This is a genomic window from Terriglobia bacterium (assembly GCA_020073185.1).
In the GTDB taxonomy this organism is placed as follows: Bacteria; Acidobacteriota; Terriglobia; order Terriglobales; family Acidobacteriaceae; genus JAIQGF01.
In genome coordinates this window covers 34,650-54,490 of record JAIQFT010000021.1, presented here as the reverse complement: position 1 = coordinate 54,490, position 19,841 = coordinate 34,650, and the positions used below count along the sequence as shown (strand labels likewise).

Genomic DNA, 19,841 nt, shown 5'->3' with positions numbered 1-19,841 from the left:
AGGAGCGATCTCCCAGTCGGCGGATGTTGCTAGTCTGGCCTCAGAGCGGATGTCTTACCGACCGAGATTTTGCTCGAAGTGATTGGCTGTTTGCGTCGCACTGCCCTCACTAAATCGAGGATGGCCGAGGAGACCAATGCGGGATCATCGAGTTGGACATGATGGCCGCTGTGTTTCGCTACGATATGTACGCTATTGGTCGATTCCCGTGCAAGTTTATCTTGCAGGCTTCGGTTCCACTCAAGTTGTTCTTTCGTGTAATCCTCGTTAGTTTCGGGGGTCTTGGTGATGACCACAACAGGGATGTTTCCCAGAGGATGATCCCCGCTCAGGGCTCCATGGACCTCGATGAAATCGCCCCTGAGGTCCTGAATGTCCCCACCTTCATCGCGTTCCTTGCTCCGTGGGATTGACATCGCCCAGAGCCTCAGCTTCTGCGCACCAGCCGGCAGTTTGTCATACGGAGGTTCCAGATGTGGAGGTGAAGCAGCCTTGGTTTGCGCGGGCGGTCGAGTTGCGTTGTCTTGTTGAGTGGTGGCCGGATGAGATCTGGGCTTAGTGAGCGACTCCCAGTCCTCGGTCGACATTTGCGAGGGACGAACAACTTTTCCGTTAATCCAAAGGTACTCGTCTTCATCGGCGCTCTCGACCAGAATCATTCCGGCGACCTCTCCGGGATAGTCGTGGACATACATACGCGTAACCAGGCCTCCCCAGGAATGTCCAACCAGCACGTACGGCGGCTTGATCCCGGCACGGTCAAGCAATGTGTGAAGTTCATGCGCGGCGGTGTCGGGGCCCCGCGGAGGTTTACCGGGGCTGCTCCATGCTTGTCCGGCACGGTCGTAAGAGCATGTCTGTGTTCCCTTCGACACTGCCGGCTGAACTAATGCCCAGTCAAAAGAATAATCTCCCAGCCCGTGCAGGAGAACCACCGGAGGTTTGCTTCGGCCAGTACAGTAGATATGCAGCGAAACGCCCTGATCAATGTTCACTAATCTGCCGGGTGGCGTTGGCGATTGATTCGATTGTCCCTGCGCGCCGACGGGCAGCACAGCGAACAAAAGCACTCCCATGCGCCAAATCGACATGCGCTACCCCTCTCCGTGGTCAACGCAGGCCCGCGCCGCGCGGACAGCGTTGGTCGTAAAGCCGAGATGTCAGGCGGTGCGTGGGTCGGCATTGTACAACGCTGGTGATGTTCCGGTATGCATTACGGCAAGGGCTGCAACGTGCTGTTGACCAAAAAAGGATCGTCGAACTCTGTGCGCTCGCCCGCTTTCTTCCCGGCGACCGGCAGCAGCCGCGCCGACAGCGGCTTGTGCCACTTGAACGCCAGAGTGGCCACGTCGGCCAGGATGCGCCTGAGTTGTTCTTCGCTGATCTCACCCGGCAGCGGCACGGTGTCCAGCCCGGTGCCGCACACGGCCGAGTAGGCGAGCAGCGAGTCCAGTGAGATTGTGCCCTCGCTCCAGCGCCGCGCCAGCAGGCTGTCTTCCAGGATGGGCAGCATGAGTCCCGAATAGCCCACCTGCTTCACCGGTATCGCCTTCAACGCCGCCGTGATTGCTCCCGCGGCGCTCATCGTCCCGCTGGAGCCGAAGCGGGCTCGCGTCATCTTCTCGATGGCGGCTCCGATGGACACGTCCTTCAGCGGCGCCGGCGAGAGATCCAGGCCGGCGTAGCTCCAGCCGGAGCGGGCCGCAATTGCCTGCGCCTCGGCTTCAATGTCTTTGGCGAACCCGCCCAGCCGCTCCTGCAACTTGGCCAACGCCAGCTCGCGGTGCATCACCGAGGTGCCTTCGAATGCCTCGCTCACCACGTTGGCCGACTCCAGCCCGATTGCGAACTGATGTCCGGCGCCGGTGTGGTACGAGCCGGGATAGAACGGCGCCAGCGGGGCCAGCATGGCGGTCGCGCTGAAATTGAAGTTCGCCTGGCTGTGCGGGCTGTGCTCTTCCAGGTACTTGATTACCCTCGCCGCGTCCTCAATAGCTTTCCAATGAATTCCATCCCTGCCGCCGATGATAATGCTGGTCTCCAGAACCTTGGTGCTCGCTAGCGCCTCCGCCATGAGTTGCGTCATGACAGGGTCCGCGGCGTCGCCCAGGTTGGGAGGTCCCAGCGAGGTATCGAAGTTCTCCTTCTGGGCCAACTGGTCGTAGCTGCGCAGGTACGCCAGCGCCTCCTCGCGCGGGAGCCCCTTGACGACTCCTGGGAACTGCTGCGTGGTGATGCGCACCGATTCCATTTCGTAGCCGCGCTTCTCAAACGCCGCCTTCGCTGCATGCAGGAAGGCGAGCGTGTCGTGCACCTGCTGCTGATATCGCGCGTGGTCAAGCTCGACAAACGCGGTGATGGCGCGCACCTTCGGCTTTTGCTGTGCGTATGCCGGGACCATCATGAACACAACTGCAATTAGCGAGACAAGGTGACGCATCAGAGCTCTCCCGGTTGGTCGGATCGGTTTATGTTTCTCAAACGCGCTACAACCTCCTCCACATCGTTCTCCTGGAACAGGCGAATGGCCGCGATTCCCGCCGCTCCAGCCGCGATGCAGGCGCGCGCGTTCTCCAGCGTCACGCCGCCGAGCGCGAGCACGGGAATCCGCACCGCGGGCGACGCTCCCGGCGTGTTCGCCTGTGGCGCTCCGCAGCAGGCGGCGCGTAAGGCCCCCAGTCCAACGCCTGGCTGTCCACCTTTCTCGAACACCGGCGCGAAGACCGAGAAATCGGCGCCGTCGGTTTCGGCGCGGCGGACATCTTCGACTGTGTGACAGGAGCAAGCAATGAGAAAATTGTGAGTTGCGAGTTGCGAGTTGCGACCTGCGGAAGCTTTGCTCCAAACAATGCGCGCTTCGGCGGCGGGAATGTCGTCGGAGCGCAAATGAACGCCGTCGGCGCCCGCAGCAAGCGCGATATCAATACGCGAGTTGATTAACAGGCGGGTTCCGCGTTGCCAGTTGTGAGCTGCGAGCGCCGAGCCCGCGACTTCTGCAATTATCTTCCGCGCTTCTTCGGCGAGGCGGAGCAACTCGCGAGCGCTGAGGTCCTTCTCGCGAAGCTGGATGTAGTCAACGCCGTAGCGGGCCGCTTCGGAGATTGTTTTCAGCAGCATGCGGCGCCGATCTCCCTCGCAGCCGGGAAATTGGTGGCGATCGGTGATGTAGTAGAGCAGCATGCGAGCTGGAGTCGCGAGCGTGAAAGCCGATTCCACGCTCAGCAGTCGCGCCGCCGCGGAGGGGGACGCGTGCAGCCCTACGACCCCGAACCGGCGCCGCTCTCAGGGCTTTCGAAGATGTTGAACAACTGGGTGATGCGGATCACATCCTCAATGCGCTTGTGCGGGTTGATGTACTTCAAGTCGCAGCCGTTCTTCTTGGCGGACGCCCAGACATTGACGAACGTGCCGATGCCGGTGCTGTCCGCCTGCACGACGTTGCTGAGATCCACCCTGATCGGCTTTCCCTCGGGAATCAGCGCGCGGACGGCCACCGAGAAGTCCGTCCAGGATTCCATGTTCACCTTGCCGGTGCAGTGAACGACGGTTTTTGTTGGCTGTCTCTCGATTTCCATCTGCAATACGGGAGCAACTTTTGCGCACACAGGCACCATCCTCGTCGCAGGTCATGGATTTTACACCATGGCCTCGAGGCCGTTTGCAGGACACAGCAGGACACAATCTGGTTACTGGCTATCTCGTTTGCGCCTGCGAACGCGGTCGGCGGCGATCAGGGTGCTGACCCATACCGCGGCCGCAAGATAGCCGGCAAGTACATCGCTGGGATAGTGCACTCCGAGATAAATGCGTGACAGCCCGATGGCTCCGATCAAAGCGGCAGCGAGGATCCAGACCAAGACACGGAACGCGGCAGAGCGTATGCGGTGCGACAGGAGTCCGGCGAGCACGCCATAGATGCAGAACGCCATCAGCGAGTGTCCACTGGGAAAACTGTAGGTGTACGGAACAGGACCGAAGAAGGGCGTTGGCCTGGGCCGATGAAAGGCGAATTTCAGAGTCAACTCGAGGATCAGCCCGCCTGCCATGGTGAGCAGTAGCCAGATCGCCGCGCGCCGCCACCTGAGGCGCAGAAAGATGACCAAGGCGACGATGAACGCCGCAGCCAAGACGACGGAGCCCAGCGCCGAGATTGCCACCATGGCACTGGTCAGGGGTGGCGAGGCAAATTGATGTACCCAGGTGCGCACGGAAGCGTCAAAGCGCCTCGCGCCGCCTTCAAACACTTCCTCGGCGAGCCAGGAAAACAGCAGCAGCGCGAGCACGGCAACCGCCAGGCTGCCCACAATGGCCGCTCGCAGCGAGGGCACGGGCGCTGACTGTGGCTCTATCCCGGGCAGCCCAGAGTCGATGTTGGACGTTGCTGGCGTTTTGCTCATCAACGGGATGGATGAGCGGTTTGCTCACGCGCGGCGGGGACGTACACGGCGATCAACTCATCCAGTTTCGCCAGCAAGGCCGCGTTGCCCGCTCGCGGATAGTTCGACAAGGTGGCGCGGAACGAGTCGAGGTTGAAGAGAAACGATTCGATTCTCTCCTTGTTCAATTCGTCCCAATAGACGCCGTAGTGCATCTTGTCCACGTAGTAGGCATTGAGGACCTGCTCAAATTGCCGCTGTACGGGCACGGCAAGGTACGGCTTTCCCAGGTGGAGAGCTTCACTCACCAGGGAAAACCCGGCATTGGCGATCACGGCCTTGCAAGTGGTCAGGTCCTGCAAGAAATCATCCATGCTGGGTTTCTTGAACAGCAGATTGCCGTCTTCGCCGGCGCGATCAAAGCCGTAACATACGAAGCGGCAACGGACCCTGCGCAGCAGGCTTGCCAGTTCGACAGAGGGCGAGGTGACGTAGACCAGGACGTGTTCGCCGGTTGTCGGCTGGGCGTCGAGAACCTCCCTGCGCAGCAGCGGAGGGAACAAATGGGTGCGTTTGTCGCGCACGGGAGCGTCGAAAAACGTAATGACCAGGTACGCATCGGCGCCGCGGGTCATGTAACGCGTGACCAGCTTGGCCGCTGCTGCCTCGCGACGGTACTGGCGCGGGTAGGAAAGGGCCGCGTTCACCAGCAAGTTCTGATTGTCGATGGATATTACCGGCAAGCGCTTGCGATGGCCCAGGTAGCAGGACAACGGCTCGAAGTCAGTGCAGACCAGTTCGATCTGCCATTCGTTGGCGAGCTTCATCAGGCGCGAGAAACTAGCACGCGCCTGAGGAACGGTGATCAGGTTTTTTGCCACCGTTCTCCGATAGCGCACGCAGTTGTTCACGTAGGCGAAGCGGAATCCGTAGATCTCGGTAACCTCGAAATGTCGGCTGAGGTTCTGCAGGCCGCGGTCGAAGGAAACCACGTGGACGGTGTGCCCTTTTTCCAAGAGGTGCGAGATTACCTCTTTGGCTCGCGTGGAATGGCCCGCGCCTTCACCGTTGACCCCATAAAGAATTCTCGCCATGGTGCCTGTGGCCGCGATTATGCATGAGTTGAGGGCAGACGTCTATTCGCATGCAGCCTGTTCAATCCATGCGACTTGGCTGGGCCCACGACCCTCGTAATCATGCAATCGCTGACCCAGGAACGTAAGCTGGCTCTTGCTGAAATGGGAGGAAAAGGCATGAGCAAGAATTGGCTCGTAGTACTCGCGCTTGCAGGCTGCGTAACATTGAGCACGCCGGCTGCACTGGCGGATCGCCCGGAAGGAAAAGGAAGAGGGAACCCGCACGCCGGCAGGGACTTCGACAAAGGCGATCACGACTGGGAACGCCGCGGAGGATACGAGTACAGAATTTACGATCGTGCCGCGCGCCCGCCCGGATGGAGTCACGGCAAGAAAGCGGGCTGGGGAAATTGTGGATTGCCTCCGGGCCAGGCCAAGAAGTATGGTTGCCGAAGCTACGTCGTCGAAGGCCGTCCCCACTACTACTATAAAGATGAGGTGGGACGGATCATCGTGCGCCGTCCGGTCATCACGGTGCATGGCGGCGTTGAAATCCACTGACACGCGCTCGGCGGGCGCGCCACGGTCGTTGATCCTTCAACAATCGTTCGAAGCGCATCCGCATCTCGGGGGAGCTTTCCGCCTGCAACTCGTCGAGGAAGTCCTGGGTTGTGTTGATGTGCTTGCGGACCAGCATTGCCAGTAATCGGCGGAATTGTTCCTGCCCGATCATCTGTTCGAGCTGCAGCAAGCGGACCGCGCCTTTGGCGTAGATCACCCGGGCGTAAGTGCCTGAGTTGCGGCCCACACCCCAGATCGGCGGCTGGTTCCTGGCTCGCTGCACCCGCTGCAACATGAGCTCTCGAAAAGCGGCTTCCCCCTGGGATTTCCGGATATACATGAGGGCGGAATATTCCGCGAATGCCTCATTGAGCCAGTTCTCCCAGCTCCAGCTCGGTGCCCGCGACCACCAGAAATGCGCGAGCTCGTGCGCGAGTGTGAACAAGAGACGGTCCGGCTCAGCGGGAGGTGAGTAGGCAAGCGACACGTAACCTGGCCGCGAGTAACTACTGCCGCCCTGGCGCGGACTTAGCACGATGGTGAGGTCGTGCCCGGCGGCTTGGCCAAACCATTCGGAATACGTTCTCGTGCTCGAACCGGCCTGCTGCGCGAAGCGTTGTAGGGTGACCGGCGGCACGTTGACGGCAATCATCCGAATGTTGAGCGCCTGCACTCGTAACTCGCTGGTGGTCCAGGCGGGGGCCGCGATCAAATCAATATCCGGAGAGGCGTCCTTCTGTACCAGCCGCCAAGTTCCGTTGCCGCCGGAGACTTTCCCGTTGCCGGCGAGCTTATACCCAGGGTCGATATTCACCCGTAGGTCAAAACGAAAATTCCTGGCCTCGGGTTCGTAGGGGTACCAGCCGGAATCGATCGAAAGCTCCACCCAGGGCGAAGCAAAGCTGTTGGTCTCTCTGGAGACATCGGTGAGCTTGCCGTGAGCCTGGAGGTGAATGTCGGCGATTTCGCCGGGCCGGAGCCGCTGCCGGAACTTGATGATGACGGGCCGGGCATCGATGCGCTCGTTCAGAGGACCTTCTTCGTGGCTGAGGCAGGAGCGGCAGGACAGGCTGGAAATCGCAAGATCCTTGTTAAGGTAGAGGACCAGTTGGTCGGCGCCCTGCGCTGGGGCAGCGAATCGAATCGTCAGCTTTTCGGCAAGCTCGGCAGTCGAGGGATCCAGCGTAATCTTACCGCGGTAGCTCAGGACGCCGGCCATTGCCTGGCGGCAAGAGCCAAACGCGAGTCCCATGAGGAGGACCAGAACACACCGGATGCGAACCGCGCGCGCCAAGCTGCGCATTGGCACCTCATCACTCACGACTAGGGTCTGGTCTTGGCAATTTCAGGGGCCTTCTGCGGCTGCGGGAGATTCAGGTGGTACCGGGTCAGGTTTTCCTGCAGGTAGGCGAAAGCTTCATCCACCGAGTCCACCATCTTGAACAGGTTGAGGTCTTTGGCGGAGATGGTACCTGCGTCCACCATGGCCTGCAGGTTGAACACGCTCTTCCAGTATTCACTGCCGTACATCACGACCAGGATTTTTTTCGCCAGCTTCTCGGTTTGAGCCAGAGTGACGATCTCGAAAAGCTCGTCGCAGGTGCCGAAGCCGCCGGGGAAAACGATGAGCGCCTTGGCGAGATAGGCGAACCACAGCTTGCGCATAAAGAAGTAGTGGAATTCGAAGTTGAGTTCCGGGCTGATGTGGCGGTTGGGCATCTGTTCGTAGGGCAGGTTGATGTTGAGGCCGATCGTCTTCCCGCCGGCTTCGCGCGCGCCCTGGTTGGCGGCTTCCATGATTCCTGGCCCGCCGCCGGTGGTAACGACGAAGCGGCGGCGCTTGGACGGGATCTTCATCGCCCACTCGGTGAGCCGGGAAGCAAGCGCGCGCGCGTCCTCGTAGTAGCGGGCCATCTCGACCGAGGCGCGGGCCTGCAGGATTCTGTGCTGCTCCGCCGCGGAGGCGAGGGCGCGCGAGCCGGGCTTTTCCAGCAGTTCGAGGGTGCGCTGCGCGTCGTGGCGGCTGTGGAAGCGGGCCGAGCCGAAGAAGACGACGGTGTCCTGGATGCGCTCGCGGCGGAAGCGCGCCAGCGGCTCGGAGTATTCCGAGAGGAGGCGGAGAATGCGCCCATCGGGGGAGTTGAGGAACTTCTTGTTTTCGTAAGCGAGGGGAGCGCGTTGAATGTTCTCGTTCATGGATTTGCAATTGGTAATCTGCAACTTGCAATTTTCGGACCGCACAGTACTGCCAATCGGGCCGCGCGAGCAGAGGCCATTACAAATTACAAATTGCCAAATTACAAATTCTTCTTCTTCCCCGGGTCGCGGTAGTGGACGGCCTCCCAGACGCCAATCCAGATGTCGATCAGGCCGAGGCCGGTGATCACGCCGCGGACGAAGTTGTCCTGGAGTAAGGCGCGCCAGGTGGGACGCGCGGCCAGCAGGGAGTTGTCAGTCCAGACGCGGGTCCAGGGCAGCACGCTGAGCAGCATGCCCAGTTCTATGCAGAAGATGACGAAGATGACCAACGACAGGCGATGCAGCCAGATGGCGGTGTACGAGACTTTGATCTGGGGTTCAGGGGAAGACGCAGCATCGAGCTTGCTCGCGACCGGCTGCAAACTATCGCCGCGAAAAACGTTGGCTTCGGGGGTCACCTGGCGTGATCGCTCTGTGGGATCGGTCGCAGGATCCATATGCAGCGATTCTACATGCAGCGATACTACGGCCTCAGAGCTTTGATGCGTTCGGCGACATCCCGGTAGTCAATATTGCTGCCGTAAACTTCCATGAAGTGCTGCAAGGCGGTCTGGCGGTTGCCGGCGGCCTCGCAGGCATTGGCGAAGTCGTAATGGAGGGAGAGGCGCTGTTGCTCGTCGGTGGCGATTTTGAGCGCCCTCTCGTACCACTTGAAGCTGGCCTCGGGCACGCCCTTTTCGACGAAGCACTGCGCCAGCCAGGTGTAAGCCTGCATGGTCTGGCTGAAGGCAGCACCCTTGTCGATGGCGTGGCAGACTTTCTGCAACTCGCCGATGGCCTCGTCCATCAGGCCCATTTCGCGGAAGGCGACACCGAGGTTGTAGTGCGTGTCGGGATCCTCGACCTGATCGGCGCCGGCCTCGGCGTCTTCCTTGAACTCGGCGAACATGTCGGAGAGGACATTGCTGGCCTCGGCGTGAACTTCCTGGGAAAGCCCGCCGGGTGCGGCCGTGGCCGGCTGCGCCACGGGCCTCGGCGGTGCAGCGGTCGTGCCGGCGATGGCAAAATCGGCGCCGAGCGATGCTTCCAGATCGGAAACCATGTCGCCAAGAACGTCGGCCTTGGCGGCGACGGCTGGAGCGGCCGAGGGCGGTTGCTCCCACGCGGGTTCAGGTGGCGGCGGAGCAGTGACCTCGACAGAAACTTCCGCGGACGCAGGCGGAGGGGCTTCGACCGAGACTTCGTCCGGTGGTTGCGCTTCGATTGCGGGTGCGGGGGCAGCGGCGACGGGCAGTTGCGCCTGGAGTGCGGCGAGGTCTGGATTACCGGGCGAGAGGACTTGGCAGTGCTCCAAAGCCGCGCGGGCTTCGTTCCACATGGCCTGCGAGACATAGAAGCGGATTTCGTTGAGCAGATCGGCGACCGCAGCAGTCGGCGGGACGGGTTGAGGCACAGGTTCGGCGGCAGCGTGCGTCTCCCATTCGTCCGAAAGATCAATCTCATGCGTCGGCGCGCCTGTGGCGGAGGCGGCAGCGGGAACCTCCGCCTCAACCGAGACAGCCGGCGGCTGAGCTTCAACGGTGAAGTCGGCGGCCGGAGGAGCCGGGGCTGCAACTCCGGCGAGCGGGGTGCCGGCACGCTCAGCGTATTTCGCCGCCATTTCGGCGTACTGCTTCGCCTCATCAAGGTGACCGACCTGCCTGTAAACCGATTCCAGGATCTGGCAGCAGCGCGCCGCATCGGCGAAGCGGTCGGCGGCGGCGTAGAGCGAGGCGAGGCGCTGGTTGAGGCGCACGTCCCGTGGCGCTTGCGGCAAGACCTTCTCCAGCGGCGCCAGGGCCTTCTCGGGGAGATTGTAGGAGTCCAGCAACTCGGAGTCGGTGAGGGCGGCCTTGACGGACTCGGCGACGGCCTCGGGATATTCCTGCGCCACCGTCGGAGCGGTCATTTCCAACTCATCCACCATGAAGGCCTGCGAGCCTTCGGCTTGGGTGAGCGGGCGGATGGCGGCATCTTCGCCAAGCTTGGCGAGCACCTGGCGGTAGTTCTGCTCGTGCGCCGGGTTTTCCGGCTCGCTGTCGGCCAGTTCGCGATACAAATCGCGAGCGCGCTTGAGGTCGCCGGACTGGACGAGAGCGTGCGCCAGCAGCTCGCTGCATTCGTTGACGTGCCCCTTATCACCGAGCTGCGTGTAGAGCTCGCGGACGATCTCGAGCAAAGTCGCGTCCTCCTGCACCTTGTGCAGAGCCCCTTCCAGAGCGCGTTGCAGCGACTCGGTGTTGCTGACCGAAAGCTGACCGGAGAACTCGCGGTAGACAGCCAGGCCCTGTTGACAGGAGCCGTGGGACATCAAGGACTCAGCCAGAGCCTGAATGCCGCTCAGGTCCTTGTGCTGGGTGGCGAGCATGCGGGCCACCTTTTCGCCCTCGGCATGATCGCCAGAAACCAGGTGAGCGCGAAGCAGGATGCCGAGCGCGTCAGGATTGGCGTCGATGTGCGGGATGCTCTGGAGGTGGAGGACAGCGCCGGCGCCGTCGCCGGAATCTACAGCGATGAGGCCGCGCTTGAGCAGCGCGCGCACGTTGGTGGGGTCGATACTGAGAATGCGCCCGAGGGCTTCGTCGGCGGCGTCCATGGCGGCGCGCTGGTAAAGCGACTCGGCGGCGCGGAAGTAGATTTCCTTGGCGTCCTCCTTCTTGCCCATCCGAATGTAGAGGTCGGCCAGCTTGGACTGCATGGCGGCGTTTTCCGGATCGAGCTCGAGCATCTTCTGAAATACGCGGGCGGCGCCTTCCAGGTCGTTGGCCCTCATCCAGTGGTCGGCGAGGGCGACATACTGCTGACGGGCGTCGTTGTACAGGCCCTGCTGGGTGTAGAGCTCGGCCAGCTTTTGCAGGCCCTCGACGGAACTAGGGGCCAGCTTGGTGAGCTTCTTGTACATGGCGATGGATTTGACGGTGAACCCATCGGCGGCGTAGGCGTCGCCCACCCGGCGGAAGTAGGCGGTGGCGCGGTCGGACTGGCCAAGGCGTGCATAGAGATCGCCAATGGTGTTGAGCACGGTGAGGTCCCTGGAATCTTCCTTGGCGACCTTCTCGTACTCGGCGATGGCGTTCTGCAGCTTGCCCTGTTGAACGTATTTTTCCGCGGAACTGAGGACCTTCGCCTTGTTAAAGCCAAAACCCAGCGCCATAAACGATGGACTCCGTGCTGCAATCGGCCGCCCGCCGGTGGATGCACGCTCTCCCTCGACGCTCCCGACCGGGCGTGCCGTGGGCCCGGAATTGGAACGCGGGATAGCGGGCGCGGACGAATTTCGCCAGACTAATCTGGAATGCGGGTAACACTATCACAGAGAGAGCGTGCGGCAAAAGCGCACACCGGCTGCGAGCCTCAGGCTGCCAGCCGCCGACGGACAACTATACGAGTCAGCAAGTACCGAGCACCGGTACCGAGCCGATGGCGTAGAATCGGTCCCTTAATGGCCGGCAGATTTCATTGCGCATTGACTGTCATTCTCCTCGTGGGAAACGCCGTGGCGCAGGGAGCGCCGAAGCAGGCGCGACCGCGAGCCCGCGAACTCGGTGTGCAGGTTGGCGTCATGGCGCCAGGGCCGTTGAACGCGATCACCGACGTGGCCGGCGTTCTCGTTGGGCACACCACGATCGTGCGCGACGAGGACATGCGTACTGGCGTGACGGCAATTCTGCCGCATGGTGGCAACCTGTTCCGCGAAAAAGTGCCCGGCGCCGTGTTTATCGGCAATGCGTTCGGGAAACTGGCTGGGTCAACCCAGGTGAATGAACTGGGCGAGATCGAGACGCCGATTCTGCTGACGTCCACGTTGGCGGTACCGCGCGTGGCCGACGCGCTGATGGATTACATGCTGGCGCTGCCTGGGAACGAGGGGGTGCGATCCGTCAATCCGCTGGTGGGCGAGACCAATGACGGGTATCTGAACGACATTCGGTCGCGGCCGATCACGGGCGACGACGTGCTGGCAGCGATCAAGGGCGCAAAGAGCGGCGCGGTGGAAGAGGGCAGCGTCGGCGCGGGCACAGGGACCATTGCGTTTGGGTGGAAAGGCGGGATTGGAACGGCTTCGCGGAAATTGCCGGCCTCGCTCGGCGGTTACACCGTGGGCGTGTTGGTGCAGACGAATTTTGGCGGCGTGCTGACCCTGGCGGGCGCGCCGGTAGGGAAAGAATTGAAGAAGTATGTGTTTCGGGAAGAATTAGAGGGAGCGGCGGGGTCTGGAAAAGCTCAACCACCAAGGACACGAAGGGGCACGAAGCTAGGAACGGAAGACGGCGCGAATGGGTCATGCATGATCGTGGTGGCGACGGACGCACCTGTGGATGCGCGTAGCCTGAAGCGGCTAGCGGCGCGGGCAGTGATGGGCATGGCGCGCACGGGCGCAGCGGGATCGAATGGCAGCGGCGACTACGTAATTGCATTCTCGACGGCGGCGGAGTTGCGCCTTCGTCCGGGGGATGAGAAGAAAGCACGCCAAGTGACGGTGCTGGGGAACGAGGCGATGTCGCCGCTGTTCCTTGCGGCGATTGAGGCGACGGAAGAGGCTATCTACAACTCGCTGCTCAAGGCGACGACGGTGACCGGGCGCGGCCACACGGGGGAGGCGATTCCGGTGGAACGAGTGGTGGAGATTTTGAAGGCACACGGGATGGTTCAGAAGTGATGGGCACCGGGGGGGTACGGCAAAACGCCGGATTGTCGAGCTGAAGAATTGACCCATTAGACGCAGAGGTGCCGAAATTCGTCGATTCTGCAATTCGTCAATTCGCGATTTCCAGCAGTTCAGTGCAGCCAGGCGCCGCGGGCGGCGATGACTATCACAGAGAGAGTACAGGGCAAAAGCAGTAGAAGCAGCGGGCCGCGAGTTCCGAGCAGGGAATCTCAGATGCGAGCGGCGACACGGGAGATTCCGGTAGAATGCGCTCGCCTATGCGGACCTTCCCCTGGCTGTGCTGCGCGCTGCTGCTGACTGGTCTGCCGGCGCGGGCTCAGTTGAGCTACAAGACGGTGGATCGAAACGTGATCGAACAGCGGCTCGATCACCTGCCCAAGAGCGATGCGGAGCGCGAGGCGGTGCTCAAGGAGATGTTCGGCGAGGTGGGCTGTGGAACCAAGCTGTCGGAGGAGCCGGTGCCCCGCCTGCGAGAGCCGAACCTGATCTGCGTATTGCCGGGAAAGACGGACGCGGTGATTATCGTGAGCGCGCACTTCGATCACATTGCCGCGGGCGATGGGGCGGCAGACAACTGGACGGGGGCGTCGCTGCTGCCCAGCCTCTACGAAAGCCTTTCGGGAACGTCACGCCGCTACACGTTCACATTCATCGGATTCGGCGGCGAGGAAAAGGGGCTGGTCGGGTCGAAGTACTACGTGAGCGCGTTATCGGCCGAGGAAAAGGCAAAGGTACGAGCGATTGTGAACATTGATACGCTGGGCCTGTCGCCGACGAAGGTGTGGCGGACTTACTCGGATCCAGAGCTGGTCAACCTGTTGATCCGGACCTCCGATGTCATGGAGTTGCCGCTGGCAGCGGTGAACGTGGAAGGAGTGGGCAACGATGATGCCGACCCGTTCCGCCGGGCCAAGATTCCCAGTATCACCATCCATTCCGTAACCCAGGAGACGTTGGCCATCCTACACACGCACGACGACACGCTGCGCGCCGTGAACCTGTCCTACTATTTCGAGACGTACCGGCTGGTGACACGTTACCTGACGTTCCTCGACATGTTCCTACCGGAGCGGCAAGTGGCGCCGCCGAGAAGCAAATGAAAACAGGCGTTCTCGTTTGGGCAGACCACGATCGCTGGTAAAAGAAACCACGGACGGATTTGGCGGATTAGACCCGGAGCGCGTCGAGATTCGTCAATTCCTCTATTCGTCGATCCGTAAATTGCTTCAGTGCAGCCAGGCGCCGCGCACGGCGATGACAATGCCGATGAGCGTGCTGATAAACGACAATCGCCAGTAGAGGCTCGCGCCCGCCAGCAGCGAAATGGAGCAGAGCACGATGGCGATCTCGAAAAAGATCTCGGACAGGTTGTAATGCCCCGCTTTGCGCTCCGTCGCCTGGGTTTCAGACTCCATCTGCTCGGCCTTGGCGCGGATGCTCTCGGCGTCGGCGCGCTGTTTTTCGCCGCGCGTCTTGAAGTCCTCCGCCAGTTTCGTCCCCTGTGGTCCGAGCGCGGCCATCTGTGAGTTCGCCTCGTACATGTGCGCGCGGATGTTCTTGGCCTGGTAGTACGCCCATTGGTCGGTGGCACGCGTCTGCATGAGCACCGATTCGGTGTGGGTGCGGTGCCCAAGCATCGTGGAAACGGCAAGCAGGACGGCCACGATGGCCATGGTCAGCCCGATGCGCTTGTCTTCGTGGGTGCGGGCTTCGGCCGCAACCTCGTGCAGCTCTTTGACTTCGTTGACTTCCATTGTGCTGCGTAGGATATCACCGGTCACTGACCACGGATCTTCACCGATACACACGGATAAAAAGAGGATGGAGACAAGAGGAATCCGCGTTCATCCGTGTGAATCCGTGGCCGATTTTTTGTTTGTTCCATGAAGGCGCTACAATCCTTCACACTCCTTGAGGTGAGACCTTGCCACTGAGCCGCCGCTGGCACGCATCCCTGTTTCTTCTTTTAGTAGCGACCATCGCAGCGGGGCAGCAGCCTGGCCCCAAAGCGCCGGTCAAAAACCGCGTCGGACGCGCCACGGTAAGCGATGCCGGCGGACAGCGCGCGGCTCGCTACCTGGAGTCGATCCGCCATCAGCCGTCCTTGCTGGTGGATTTTGTCCGCCAACTGCCCAAGGGCGCCGACCTGCACAATCACCTGACGGGTGCGACCTACGCCGAGTCTTTCATCGATTTTGCGGTCCACGACCACTTGTGCATCGAGCGCAAGACACTCCGCGCGGTGGCCCCGTCAGAAGCCGGTCAGCAGCCGGCCTGCGACGAGGCCAAGGGCCAGGTGCCGGCAGCGCGCGCGTATAGCGACCCCGTGCTCTATCGTGACATCATTGACGCGTGGTCCATGCGCCACTACACCCCCAACGCCGGCGACAGGTCGGCGCACGATCATTTCTTCGACACCTTCGGCAAGTTTTCCCTCGCTAAGAACGATCACCTCGGCGAGATGCTGGCCGAGGCGGTATCGCGAGCCGGGCACGAGCACGTGTCGTACATCGAGTTCATACTCAGCCCGGACAACGGCGCGGCGGGCAGGCTGGGCGCCGGCATGGGCTGGGCCGGCGACATGGCCGGGCAGCGGCAAAAGCTGATCGAAAAGGACCTCGCGCAGGTGGTGGCTGCGGCGCGTGCCAACGTGGACCAAGGCGAGGCGAAGATGAGGTCGATGCTGCGCTGCGGCTCCATGGATGCCGACCCGGGATGCGCGGTGACCGTGCGCTACCTCTACGAAGTCCACCGGGGGCTGGAGCGCGATCAGGTGTTCGCGGAGATGGTGGTGGGATTCGAAATGGGCTCCGCCGATCCGCGTGTGGTCGGAATCAACCTGGTGATGCCGGAAGACGGCCTGGTGGAGATGCGCGACTTCACCCTCCACATGCAGATGATGGACTACCTGCACAAGCTCTATCCCAAGCTGCGCATCTCGCTGCACGCCGGCGAACTGGCGCCCGGCTTGGTCCCGCCCGACGGCCTGCGCTTTCATATTCGCCAATCCATCAACCTCGGGCACGCGGAGCGAATCGGGCACGGCGTGGACGTGATGTACGAGCGCGATCCGCTCGGGCTGCTGCGGGAGATGGCGGCCAAGCGCATCCTGGTGGAGATATGCCTGACCAGCAACGACATGATTCTCGGCGTGCGCGGTCCCGATCACCCGCTGCCGATGTATTTGCAGTACGGTGTCCCGGTCGCGATCGCCACCGACGACGAGGGCGTGGCGCGTTCCGATCTCGATCGCGAATACCTGCGCGCCATCGAAACCTACGCGTTCGGCTACGCGACGCTGAAGCAGATGGCACGCGACAGCCTGGAACACGCCTTCGTGCCGGGCGCGAGCTTGTGGTCGGATACGAAACGGGTCCGCCGTGCGGCTTGCCAGACGGACAATTCGGGCGCCGCGGAAGAATCGCTGTCGGGTTCGTGCCGGCAATTCCTGCAAAGCAGCGAACGCGCCCGCCTGCAGTGGAAACTGGAAAAGGACTTCGCGGAATTTGAGGCGAAGATCGGGCACTGACGGATTATCGGTCGCAGACCCCCAGCTGCAGCGCTGGGATGATTTACAGGATCTTCTTGCCGAACGCGGAAAGCGCCAGTTCAACGGCCAGGTCGGCGGTGCGGTTGTGCTCGTCGATGACCGGGTTGACTTCCACGATCTCAAAGCTCGCCATGCGGCCGTGGTCGGCGATGATTTCCATGGCCAGGTGGGCTTCGCGGTAGGTGGCGCCGCCGCGCACCGGGGTGCCGACGCCGGGAGCGTCTTCGGGGTCAATCCAGTCCATGTCGAGCGAGACGTGGTAGCCGGAGGTCCCGCGCCCGGCCATGCGCAGCGCCTCTTCCATGACGGCGCGCATGCCGCGCTCGTCAATGTCGCGCATGGTGAAGACCTCGATGCCGGCGCGCCGGATGTTCTCCTTTTCCACGGCGTCAATGTCGCGCACGCCGATGAGCACGCAGTTTTCCGGGCGCACCTTGGGCGAAAAGCCGAAGATGTTGGCCAACTCGGAGGGCCACAATCCCATGATCGCGGCCAACGGCATGCCGTGCACGTTGCCGCTGGGAGAGCTGTCGGGTGTGTTGATGTCGCTGTGGGCGTCAATCCAGAGCAGCCCGACCGCCTGGCTCTGGCGACGGTAGAACTCCGAGACACCGGACACGGTGCCGACGGCGATGGAATGGTCGCCGCCAATGACCAGAGGCACCTTGCCGGCTTCCAGGGTCTTGACCACCAACTCGGCTTCCTTGGTGCAGGTCTGGGTGATTTCCCTCAGGTACTTGGCATGGGCGGCGCCGAAAGACGACTTGGTTTCGGCGATGGTGACCGCGATGTTGCCCGAGTCCTCGACCTTGTGGCCGAGCGCCTCCAGGCGCGCCTCCAGGCCGGCGACGCGCAGCGCCGAGCAGCCCATGTCCACGCCGCGGCGGGTCTGCCCCAGGTCGAGCGGCACACCGATGACGCGGATCTTCTTCGGAAGGATCCCCGGCATCGGCGCCGCGACGGGGCCAGGAGCGGTGTTTGTCGTCGTTCCGTCTGGCATAAGAGGTCTGTTAGTCCATCAGTCTGTCGGCCCTGCGATCATTCGGAAACCCGGCGACCGAGACCGATAGACGGAAAGACCTACGGGTAGAGTCGGTGCAGCATCCTGGGAAATGGAATCGTCTCGCGCACGTGCTCCAGGCCGCAAATCCAGGCCACGGCACGCTCAATGCCCATGCCGAAGCCGCCGTGCGGATTGCCGCCGTACTTCCGCAGGTCGAGATACCACTTGAACGCCGCCTCTGGCAAATTGTGCTCGTGGATGCGCTGCAGCAGCAGGTCGTAGGACGCAATACGCTGCGATCCGCCGATGATCTCGCCGTACCCTTCCGGCGCGAGCACGTCCACGCACAACGCCAGCTCGGGATTCTGCGGGTCGGGCTCCATGTAAAACGCTTTCACCTCGGCCGGGTAGCGGTGCACCATCACCGGGCGTTCGAACTGCGCCGAGATGTAGGTCTCATCCGGCGAGCCGAAGTCGCCGCCCCACTCGAACTTGGTCTCCAGCTTGCCCTCGGCGCGGCCCTTTTGCAGGATTTGCACTGCCTCGTCGTAGCTGATGCGCGGAAACGGCGCCGCGATTTTTTCCAGTTGCGCAACGTCACGCCCGACTAACTCCAGTTCCTTCCGCCGCTTTTCCAGCACGCGCCCCACGATATGGGTAAGCAGTCCCTCGGCCAGGTTCATGATGTCGTCGAGATCGGCGAAGGCCATTTCCGGCTCGACCATCCAGAACTCGGTCAGGTGGCGCCGCGTCTTCGATTTCTCCGCCCGGAACGTCGGGCCGAACGAGTACACCTTGCCCAGCGCCATCGCCGTGGCTTCGATGTAAAGCTGGCCGGACTGCGTCAGGAACGCCTGCTCCTCGAAATAGTCCACCGGGAACAGGGTGGTCGTGCCCTCGCACGCGGCCGGCGTAAGGATGGGCGGATCGGTCAGGACGAATCCCTGTGAGTCGAAGAAATCGCGTACTGCCTTGATGATCTCGGCGCGAATCCGCAGGATGGCCGCCTGCCTGGGCGTGCGCAGCCAGAGATGGCGGTGCTCCATCAGGAAGTCAACGCCATGCTCCTTGAGCGAGATGGGGTAGGGATCGTCTTCCGGAACTTTCTGGACGACCTGCACATCGCTGACGTCGAGCTCGTAGCCGCCGGGTGCGCGCTTGTCGGCCCGCACCTTGCCGCGCACGATTACGCTCGACTCCTGGGTCAAACCCTTCAGAGCTTCGAACGCTTGGGGCGCCTGGTTTTTCGGCACTACGCCCTGAATGACGCCCGATCCGTCCCGAAACTGGGGAAACAAAAGCTTCCCACTCTCGCGCAGGTTGTAAAGCCAACCGCGCAGTTCGACGCTCTGGCCTTCGTGTTTTCCGATCTCGTCGATGCGCGCCAGCGGCGCTTGTGTCTTTACCACTTCGGTTTCCATGATGACCCAACCGCAGGTGGCAGTTGGTAGCTCGCAGCTTGGCGAACTTTTCCCAACCACGACCAGCTACCAGGTACCGGTTTCTTTACCCCGCGTCTGTCGCCACCTGCTCCAGCTTCCTGAACGCTTCCGCCATGCCGCTTGTGACTTGCGGCTGCGCCTTCCCGTCGCCCTCGATTTCCAGCAGCAGCGGCGGCGTATGCGGCACCGAGCGCAGCAGCTTCATCGTCTCCGCCCAGTCGATCGAGCCCTCGCCCGGCCAGAGGTGGGTGTCTTTGTCTTTCTTGTTATCGTGCACGTGCGTGGAACGGATGTGCTGTTTCAAAATCGCGAACGCGCCGGCCACGTCGCTCATGATGTGCGCGTGCCCGACGTCGAAGCATACGCCCACGTCGTCAAAGTGCGAGGTATGCAGCAACTCCACCAGCCGCTCCGGCGTGGAGAGCTCGTTGGGAATATTCTCCAGCAGGATTTTCACCCCAAGCGGTTTGGCGAAAGCGCGCAGGTGCTCGATGGAGGTCATGGCCGCCTCGAACTTGTGCTCGTCGAACTCCTCGTTGCCGATGCCGACGTGCTGCACCAGGAAACGATAGGGCACGTGCTCGGCGACCTCGATCGCGCGCTTGATCTCGTCCATCGCGTCGATGCGCCCCTTGCGGTCTTTTCCGGCGATGTTCAGCGGCGCTACGTCGCGCCGGCGCCACTCGTAGCTGTTGTAGATCGGCGAGTGCACCGAGTTGAGCTGCGCGCCCGTGCTCTTGAACCAGGCGGCGATCTCGATCACGTGCTGCCGCCGCTGCGCATAGTCGAAGTGCCCGCGGAAGGCAAAGATCTCGATCGCCTCGGCGCCCGCGCGCACCAGGTCATCCAGCAAGCCCGGGTGCAGGCGCTCGCGAACATAAACGAAGGTGGACATCGCTTTGATCATAGCTCTCAGCCGTCAGCTC

The 19,841-nt window shown here is 62.1% G+C and carries 18 protein-coding genes; 4 read left to right on the top strand and 14 right to left on the bottom strand.

Features of this window, described 5'->3' with window-relative positions:
• Positions 1–29 precede the first annotated feature (29 nt).
• From LAN64_09790 to LAN64_09765, 6 genes are all read right to left on the bottom strand, one after another.
• Positions 30–1,091 carry an alpha/beta hydrolase gene (locus LAN64_09790; protein ID MBZ5568126.1) on the bottom strand — a complete coding sequence of 354 codons (1,062 nt, stop codon included), beginning with the start codon at positions 1,089–1,091 and terminating at the stop codon, positions 30–32.
• Between the two features lie 122 nt (positions 1,092–1,213).
• Complete coding sequence (locus LAN64_09785) at positions 1,214–2,440, bottom strand: DUF711 family protein (GenBank protein ID MBZ5568125.1); 1,227 nt, start codon at positions 2,438–2,440, stop codon at positions 1,214–1,216.
• The gene (locus tag LAN64_09780) at positions 2,440–3,180 is read right to left on the bottom strand and encodes a thiamine phosphate synthase (protein ID MBZ5568124.1); all 741 of its coding nucleotides are present in this window, start codon (positions 3,178–3,180) and stop codon (positions 2,440–2,442) included. Before LAN64_09780 ends, LAN64_09785 begins: the two co-directional genes overlap by 1 nt.
• 77 nt (positions 3,181–3,257) lie before the next feature.
• On the bottom strand, positions 3,258–3,575 hold the full coding sequence (locus LAN64_09775) for an STAS domain-containing protein (GenBank protein MBZ5568123.1): 318 nt from the start codon (positions 3,573–3,575) through the stop codon (positions 3,258–3,260).
• A 111-nt stretch (positions 3,576–3,686) separates the two neighbouring features.
• Positions 3,687–4,328, bottom strand: coding sequence for a phosphatase PAP2 family protein (locus LAN64_09770; protein MBZ5568122.1), 642 nt, complete (start codon positions 4,326–4,328; stop codon positions 3,687–3,689).
• A gap of 68 nt (positions 4,329–4,396) precedes the next feature.
• Positions 4,397–5,470, bottom strand: a complete 1,074-nt coding sequence (locus LAN64_09765; protein MBZ5568121.1) for a UDP-glucuronosyltransferase — start codon at positions 5,468–5,470, stop codon at positions 4,397–4,399.
• A gap of 159 nt (positions 5,471–5,629) precedes the next feature.
• Here LAN64_09765 and LAN64_09760 point away from each other — a divergent pair, with 159 nt between their 5' ends.
• A complete protein-coding gene (locus LAN64_09760) occupies positions 5,630–6,013 on the top strand; it encodes a hypothetical protein (GenBank protein ID MBZ5568120.1) in 384 nt (127 codons plus the stop codon).
• Here the strand turns inward: LAN64_09760 and LAN64_09755 are convergent.
• The 4 genes from LAN64_09755 to LAN64_09740 form a co-directional block, all read right to left on the bottom strand.
• A complete protein-coding gene (locus LAN64_09755) occupies positions 5,982–7,316 on the bottom strand; it encodes a hypothetical protein (protein ID MBZ5568119.1) in 1,335 nt (444 codons plus the stop codon). The two genes, LAN64_09760 and LAN64_09755, sit on opposite strands and share 32 nt — an antisense overlap.
• Positions 7,317–7,336: 20 nt before the next feature.
• Complete coding sequence (locus tag LAN64_09750) at positions 7,337–8,209, bottom strand: TIGR00730 family Rossman fold protein (protein ID MBZ5568118.1); 873 nt, start codon at positions 8,207–8,209, stop codon at positions 7,337–7,339.
• Between the two features lie 101 nt (positions 8,210–8,310).
• A complete protein-coding gene (locus LAN64_09745) occupies positions 8,311–8,583 on the bottom strand; it encodes a hypothetical protein (protein ID MBZ5568117.1) in 273 nt (90 codons plus the stop codon).
• Between the two features lie 152 nt (positions 8,584–8,735).
• Positions 8,736–11,405: a tetratricopeptide repeat protein gene (locus LAN64_09740; GenBank protein MBZ5568116.1), complete on the bottom strand. Its 2,670-nt coding sequence runs from the start codon at positions 11,403–11,405 to the stop codon at positions 8,736–8,738.
• A gap of 288 nt (positions 11,406–11,693) precedes the next feature.
• Here LAN64_09740 and LAN64_09735 point away from each other — a divergent pair, with 288 nt between their 5' ends.
• Together LAN64_09735 and LAN64_09730 are read left to right on the top strand one after the other, a co-directional pair.
• The gene (locus tag LAN64_09735; protein MBZ5568115.1) at positions 11,694–12,911 is read left to right on the top strand and encodes a P1 family peptidase; all 1,218 of its coding nucleotides are present in this window, start codon (positions 11,694–11,696) and stop codon (positions 12,909–12,911) included.
• 254 nt (positions 12,912–13,165) lie between these two features.
• Entirely contained in the window at positions 13,166–14,020 is an 855-nt protein-coding gene (locus LAN64_09730; protein MBZ5568114.1) for a Zn-dependent exopeptidase M28, read from the top strand.
• A gap of 126 nt (positions 14,021–14,146) precedes the next feature.
• Here the strand turns inward: LAN64_09730 and LAN64_09725 are convergent, their stop codons facing one another.
• Positions 14,147–14,674: a DUF4337 domain-containing protein gene (locus LAN64_09725; GenBank protein MBZ5568113.1), complete on the bottom strand. Its 528-nt coding sequence runs from the start codon at positions 14,672–14,674 to the stop codon at positions 14,147–14,149.
• A 356-nt stretch (positions 14,675–15,030) separates the two neighbouring features.
• Here LAN64_09725 and LAN64_09720 point away from each other — a divergent pair, with 356 nt between their 5' ends.
• Positions 15,031–16,449, top strand: a complete 1,419-nt coding sequence (locus tag LAN64_09720; protein MBZ5568112.1) for an adenosine deaminase — start codon at positions 15,031–15,033, stop codon at positions 16,447–16,449.
• A gap of 43 nt (positions 16,450–16,492) precedes the next feature.
• Here LAN64_09720 and rocF read toward each other — a convergent pair whose 3' ends face one another.
• The 3 genes from rocF to LAN64_09705 form a co-directional block, all read right to left on the bottom strand.
• Positions 16,493–17,419, bottom strand: coding sequence for an arginase (gene rocF / locus LAN64_09715; GenBank protein ID MBZ5568111.1), 927 nt, complete (start codon positions 17,417–17,419; stop codon positions 16,493–16,495).
• 131 nt (positions 17,420–17,550) lie between these two features.
• Complete coding sequence (gene asnS, locus LAN64_09710; protein MBZ5568110.1) at positions 17,551–18,894, bottom strand: asparagine--tRNA ligase; 1,344 nt, start codon at positions 18,892–18,894, stop codon at positions 17,551–17,553.
• 85 nt (positions 18,895–18,979) lie between these two features.
• The gene (locus LAN64_09705; protein MBZ5568109.1) at positions 18,980–19,822 is read right to left on the bottom strand and encodes a sugar phosphate isomerase/epimerase; all 843 of its coding nucleotides are present in this window, start codon (positions 19,820–19,822) and stop codon (positions 18,980–18,982) included.
• Between the last annotated feature and the right edge of the window lie 19 nt (positions 19,823–19,841).

What these genes read in the sequence shown, in the direction of transcription:
- LAN64_09765 (MBZ5568121.1), bottom strand. Translation starts at nt 5,470, where the DNA reads ATGGCGAGAATTCTTTATGGGGTCAACGGTGAAGGCGCGGGCCATTCC.
- asnS (MBZ5568110.1), bottom strand. Translation starts at nt 18,894, where the DNA reads ATGGAAACCGAAGTGGTAAAGACACAAGCGCCGCTGGCGCGCATCGAC.
- LAN64_09760 (MBZ5568120.1), top strand. Translation starts at nt 5,630, where the DNA reads ATGAGCAAGAATTGGCTCGTAGTACTCGCGCTTGCAGGCTGCGTAACA.
- LAN64_09780 (MBZ5568124.1), bottom strand. Translation starts at nt 3,180, where the DNA reads ATGCTGCTCTACTACATCACCGATCGCCACCAATTTCCCGGCTGCGAG.
- LAN64_09775 (MBZ5568123.1), bottom strand. Translation starts at nt 3,575, where the DNA reads ATGGAAATCGAGAGACAGCCAACAAAAACCGTCGTTCACTGCACCGGC.
- LAN64_09785 (MBZ5568125.1), bottom strand. Translation starts at nt 2,440, where the DNA reads ATGCGTCACCTTGTCTCGCTAATTGCAGTTGTGTTCATGATGGTCCCG.
- rocF (MBZ5568111.1), bottom strand. Translation starts at nt 17,419, where the DNA reads ATGCCGGGGATCCTTCCGAAGAAGATCCGCGTCATCGGTGTGCCGCTC.
- LAN64_09755 (MBZ5568119.1), bottom strand. Translation starts at nt 7,316, where the DNA reads ATGCGCAGCTTGGCGCGCGCGGTTCGCATCCGGTGTGTTCTGGTCCTC.
- LAN64_09740 (MBZ5568116.1), bottom strand. Translation starts at nt 11,405, where the DNA reads ATGGCGCTGGGTTTTGGCTTTAACAAGGCGAAGGTCCTCAGTTCCGCG.
- LAN64_09750 (MBZ5568118.1), bottom strand. Translation starts at nt 8,209, where the DNA reads ATGAACGAGAACATTCAACGCGCTCCCCTCGCTTACGAAAACAAGAAG.
- LAN64_09790 (MBZ5568126.1), bottom strand. Translation starts at nt 1,091, where the DNA reads ATGTCGATTTGGCGCATGGGAGTGCTTTTGTTCGCTGTGCTGCCCGTC.
- LAN64_09725 (MBZ5568113.1), bottom strand. Translation starts at nt 14,674, where the DNA reads ATGGAAGTCAACGAAGTCAAAGAGCTGCACGAGGTTGCGGCCGAAGCC.
- LAN64_09705 (MBZ5568109.1), bottom strand. Translation starts at nt 19,822, where the DNA reads ATGATCAAAGCGATGTCCACCTTCGTTTATGTTCGCGAGCGCCTGCAC.
- LAN64_09730 (MBZ5568114.1), top strand. Translation starts at nt 13,166, where the DNA reads ATGCGCTCGCCTATGCGGACCTTCCCCTGGCTGTGCTGCGCGCTGCTG.
- LAN64_09735 (MBZ5568115.1), top strand. Translation starts at nt 11,694, where the DNA reads ATGGCCGGCAGATTTCATTGCGCATTGACTGTCATTCTCCTCGTGGGA.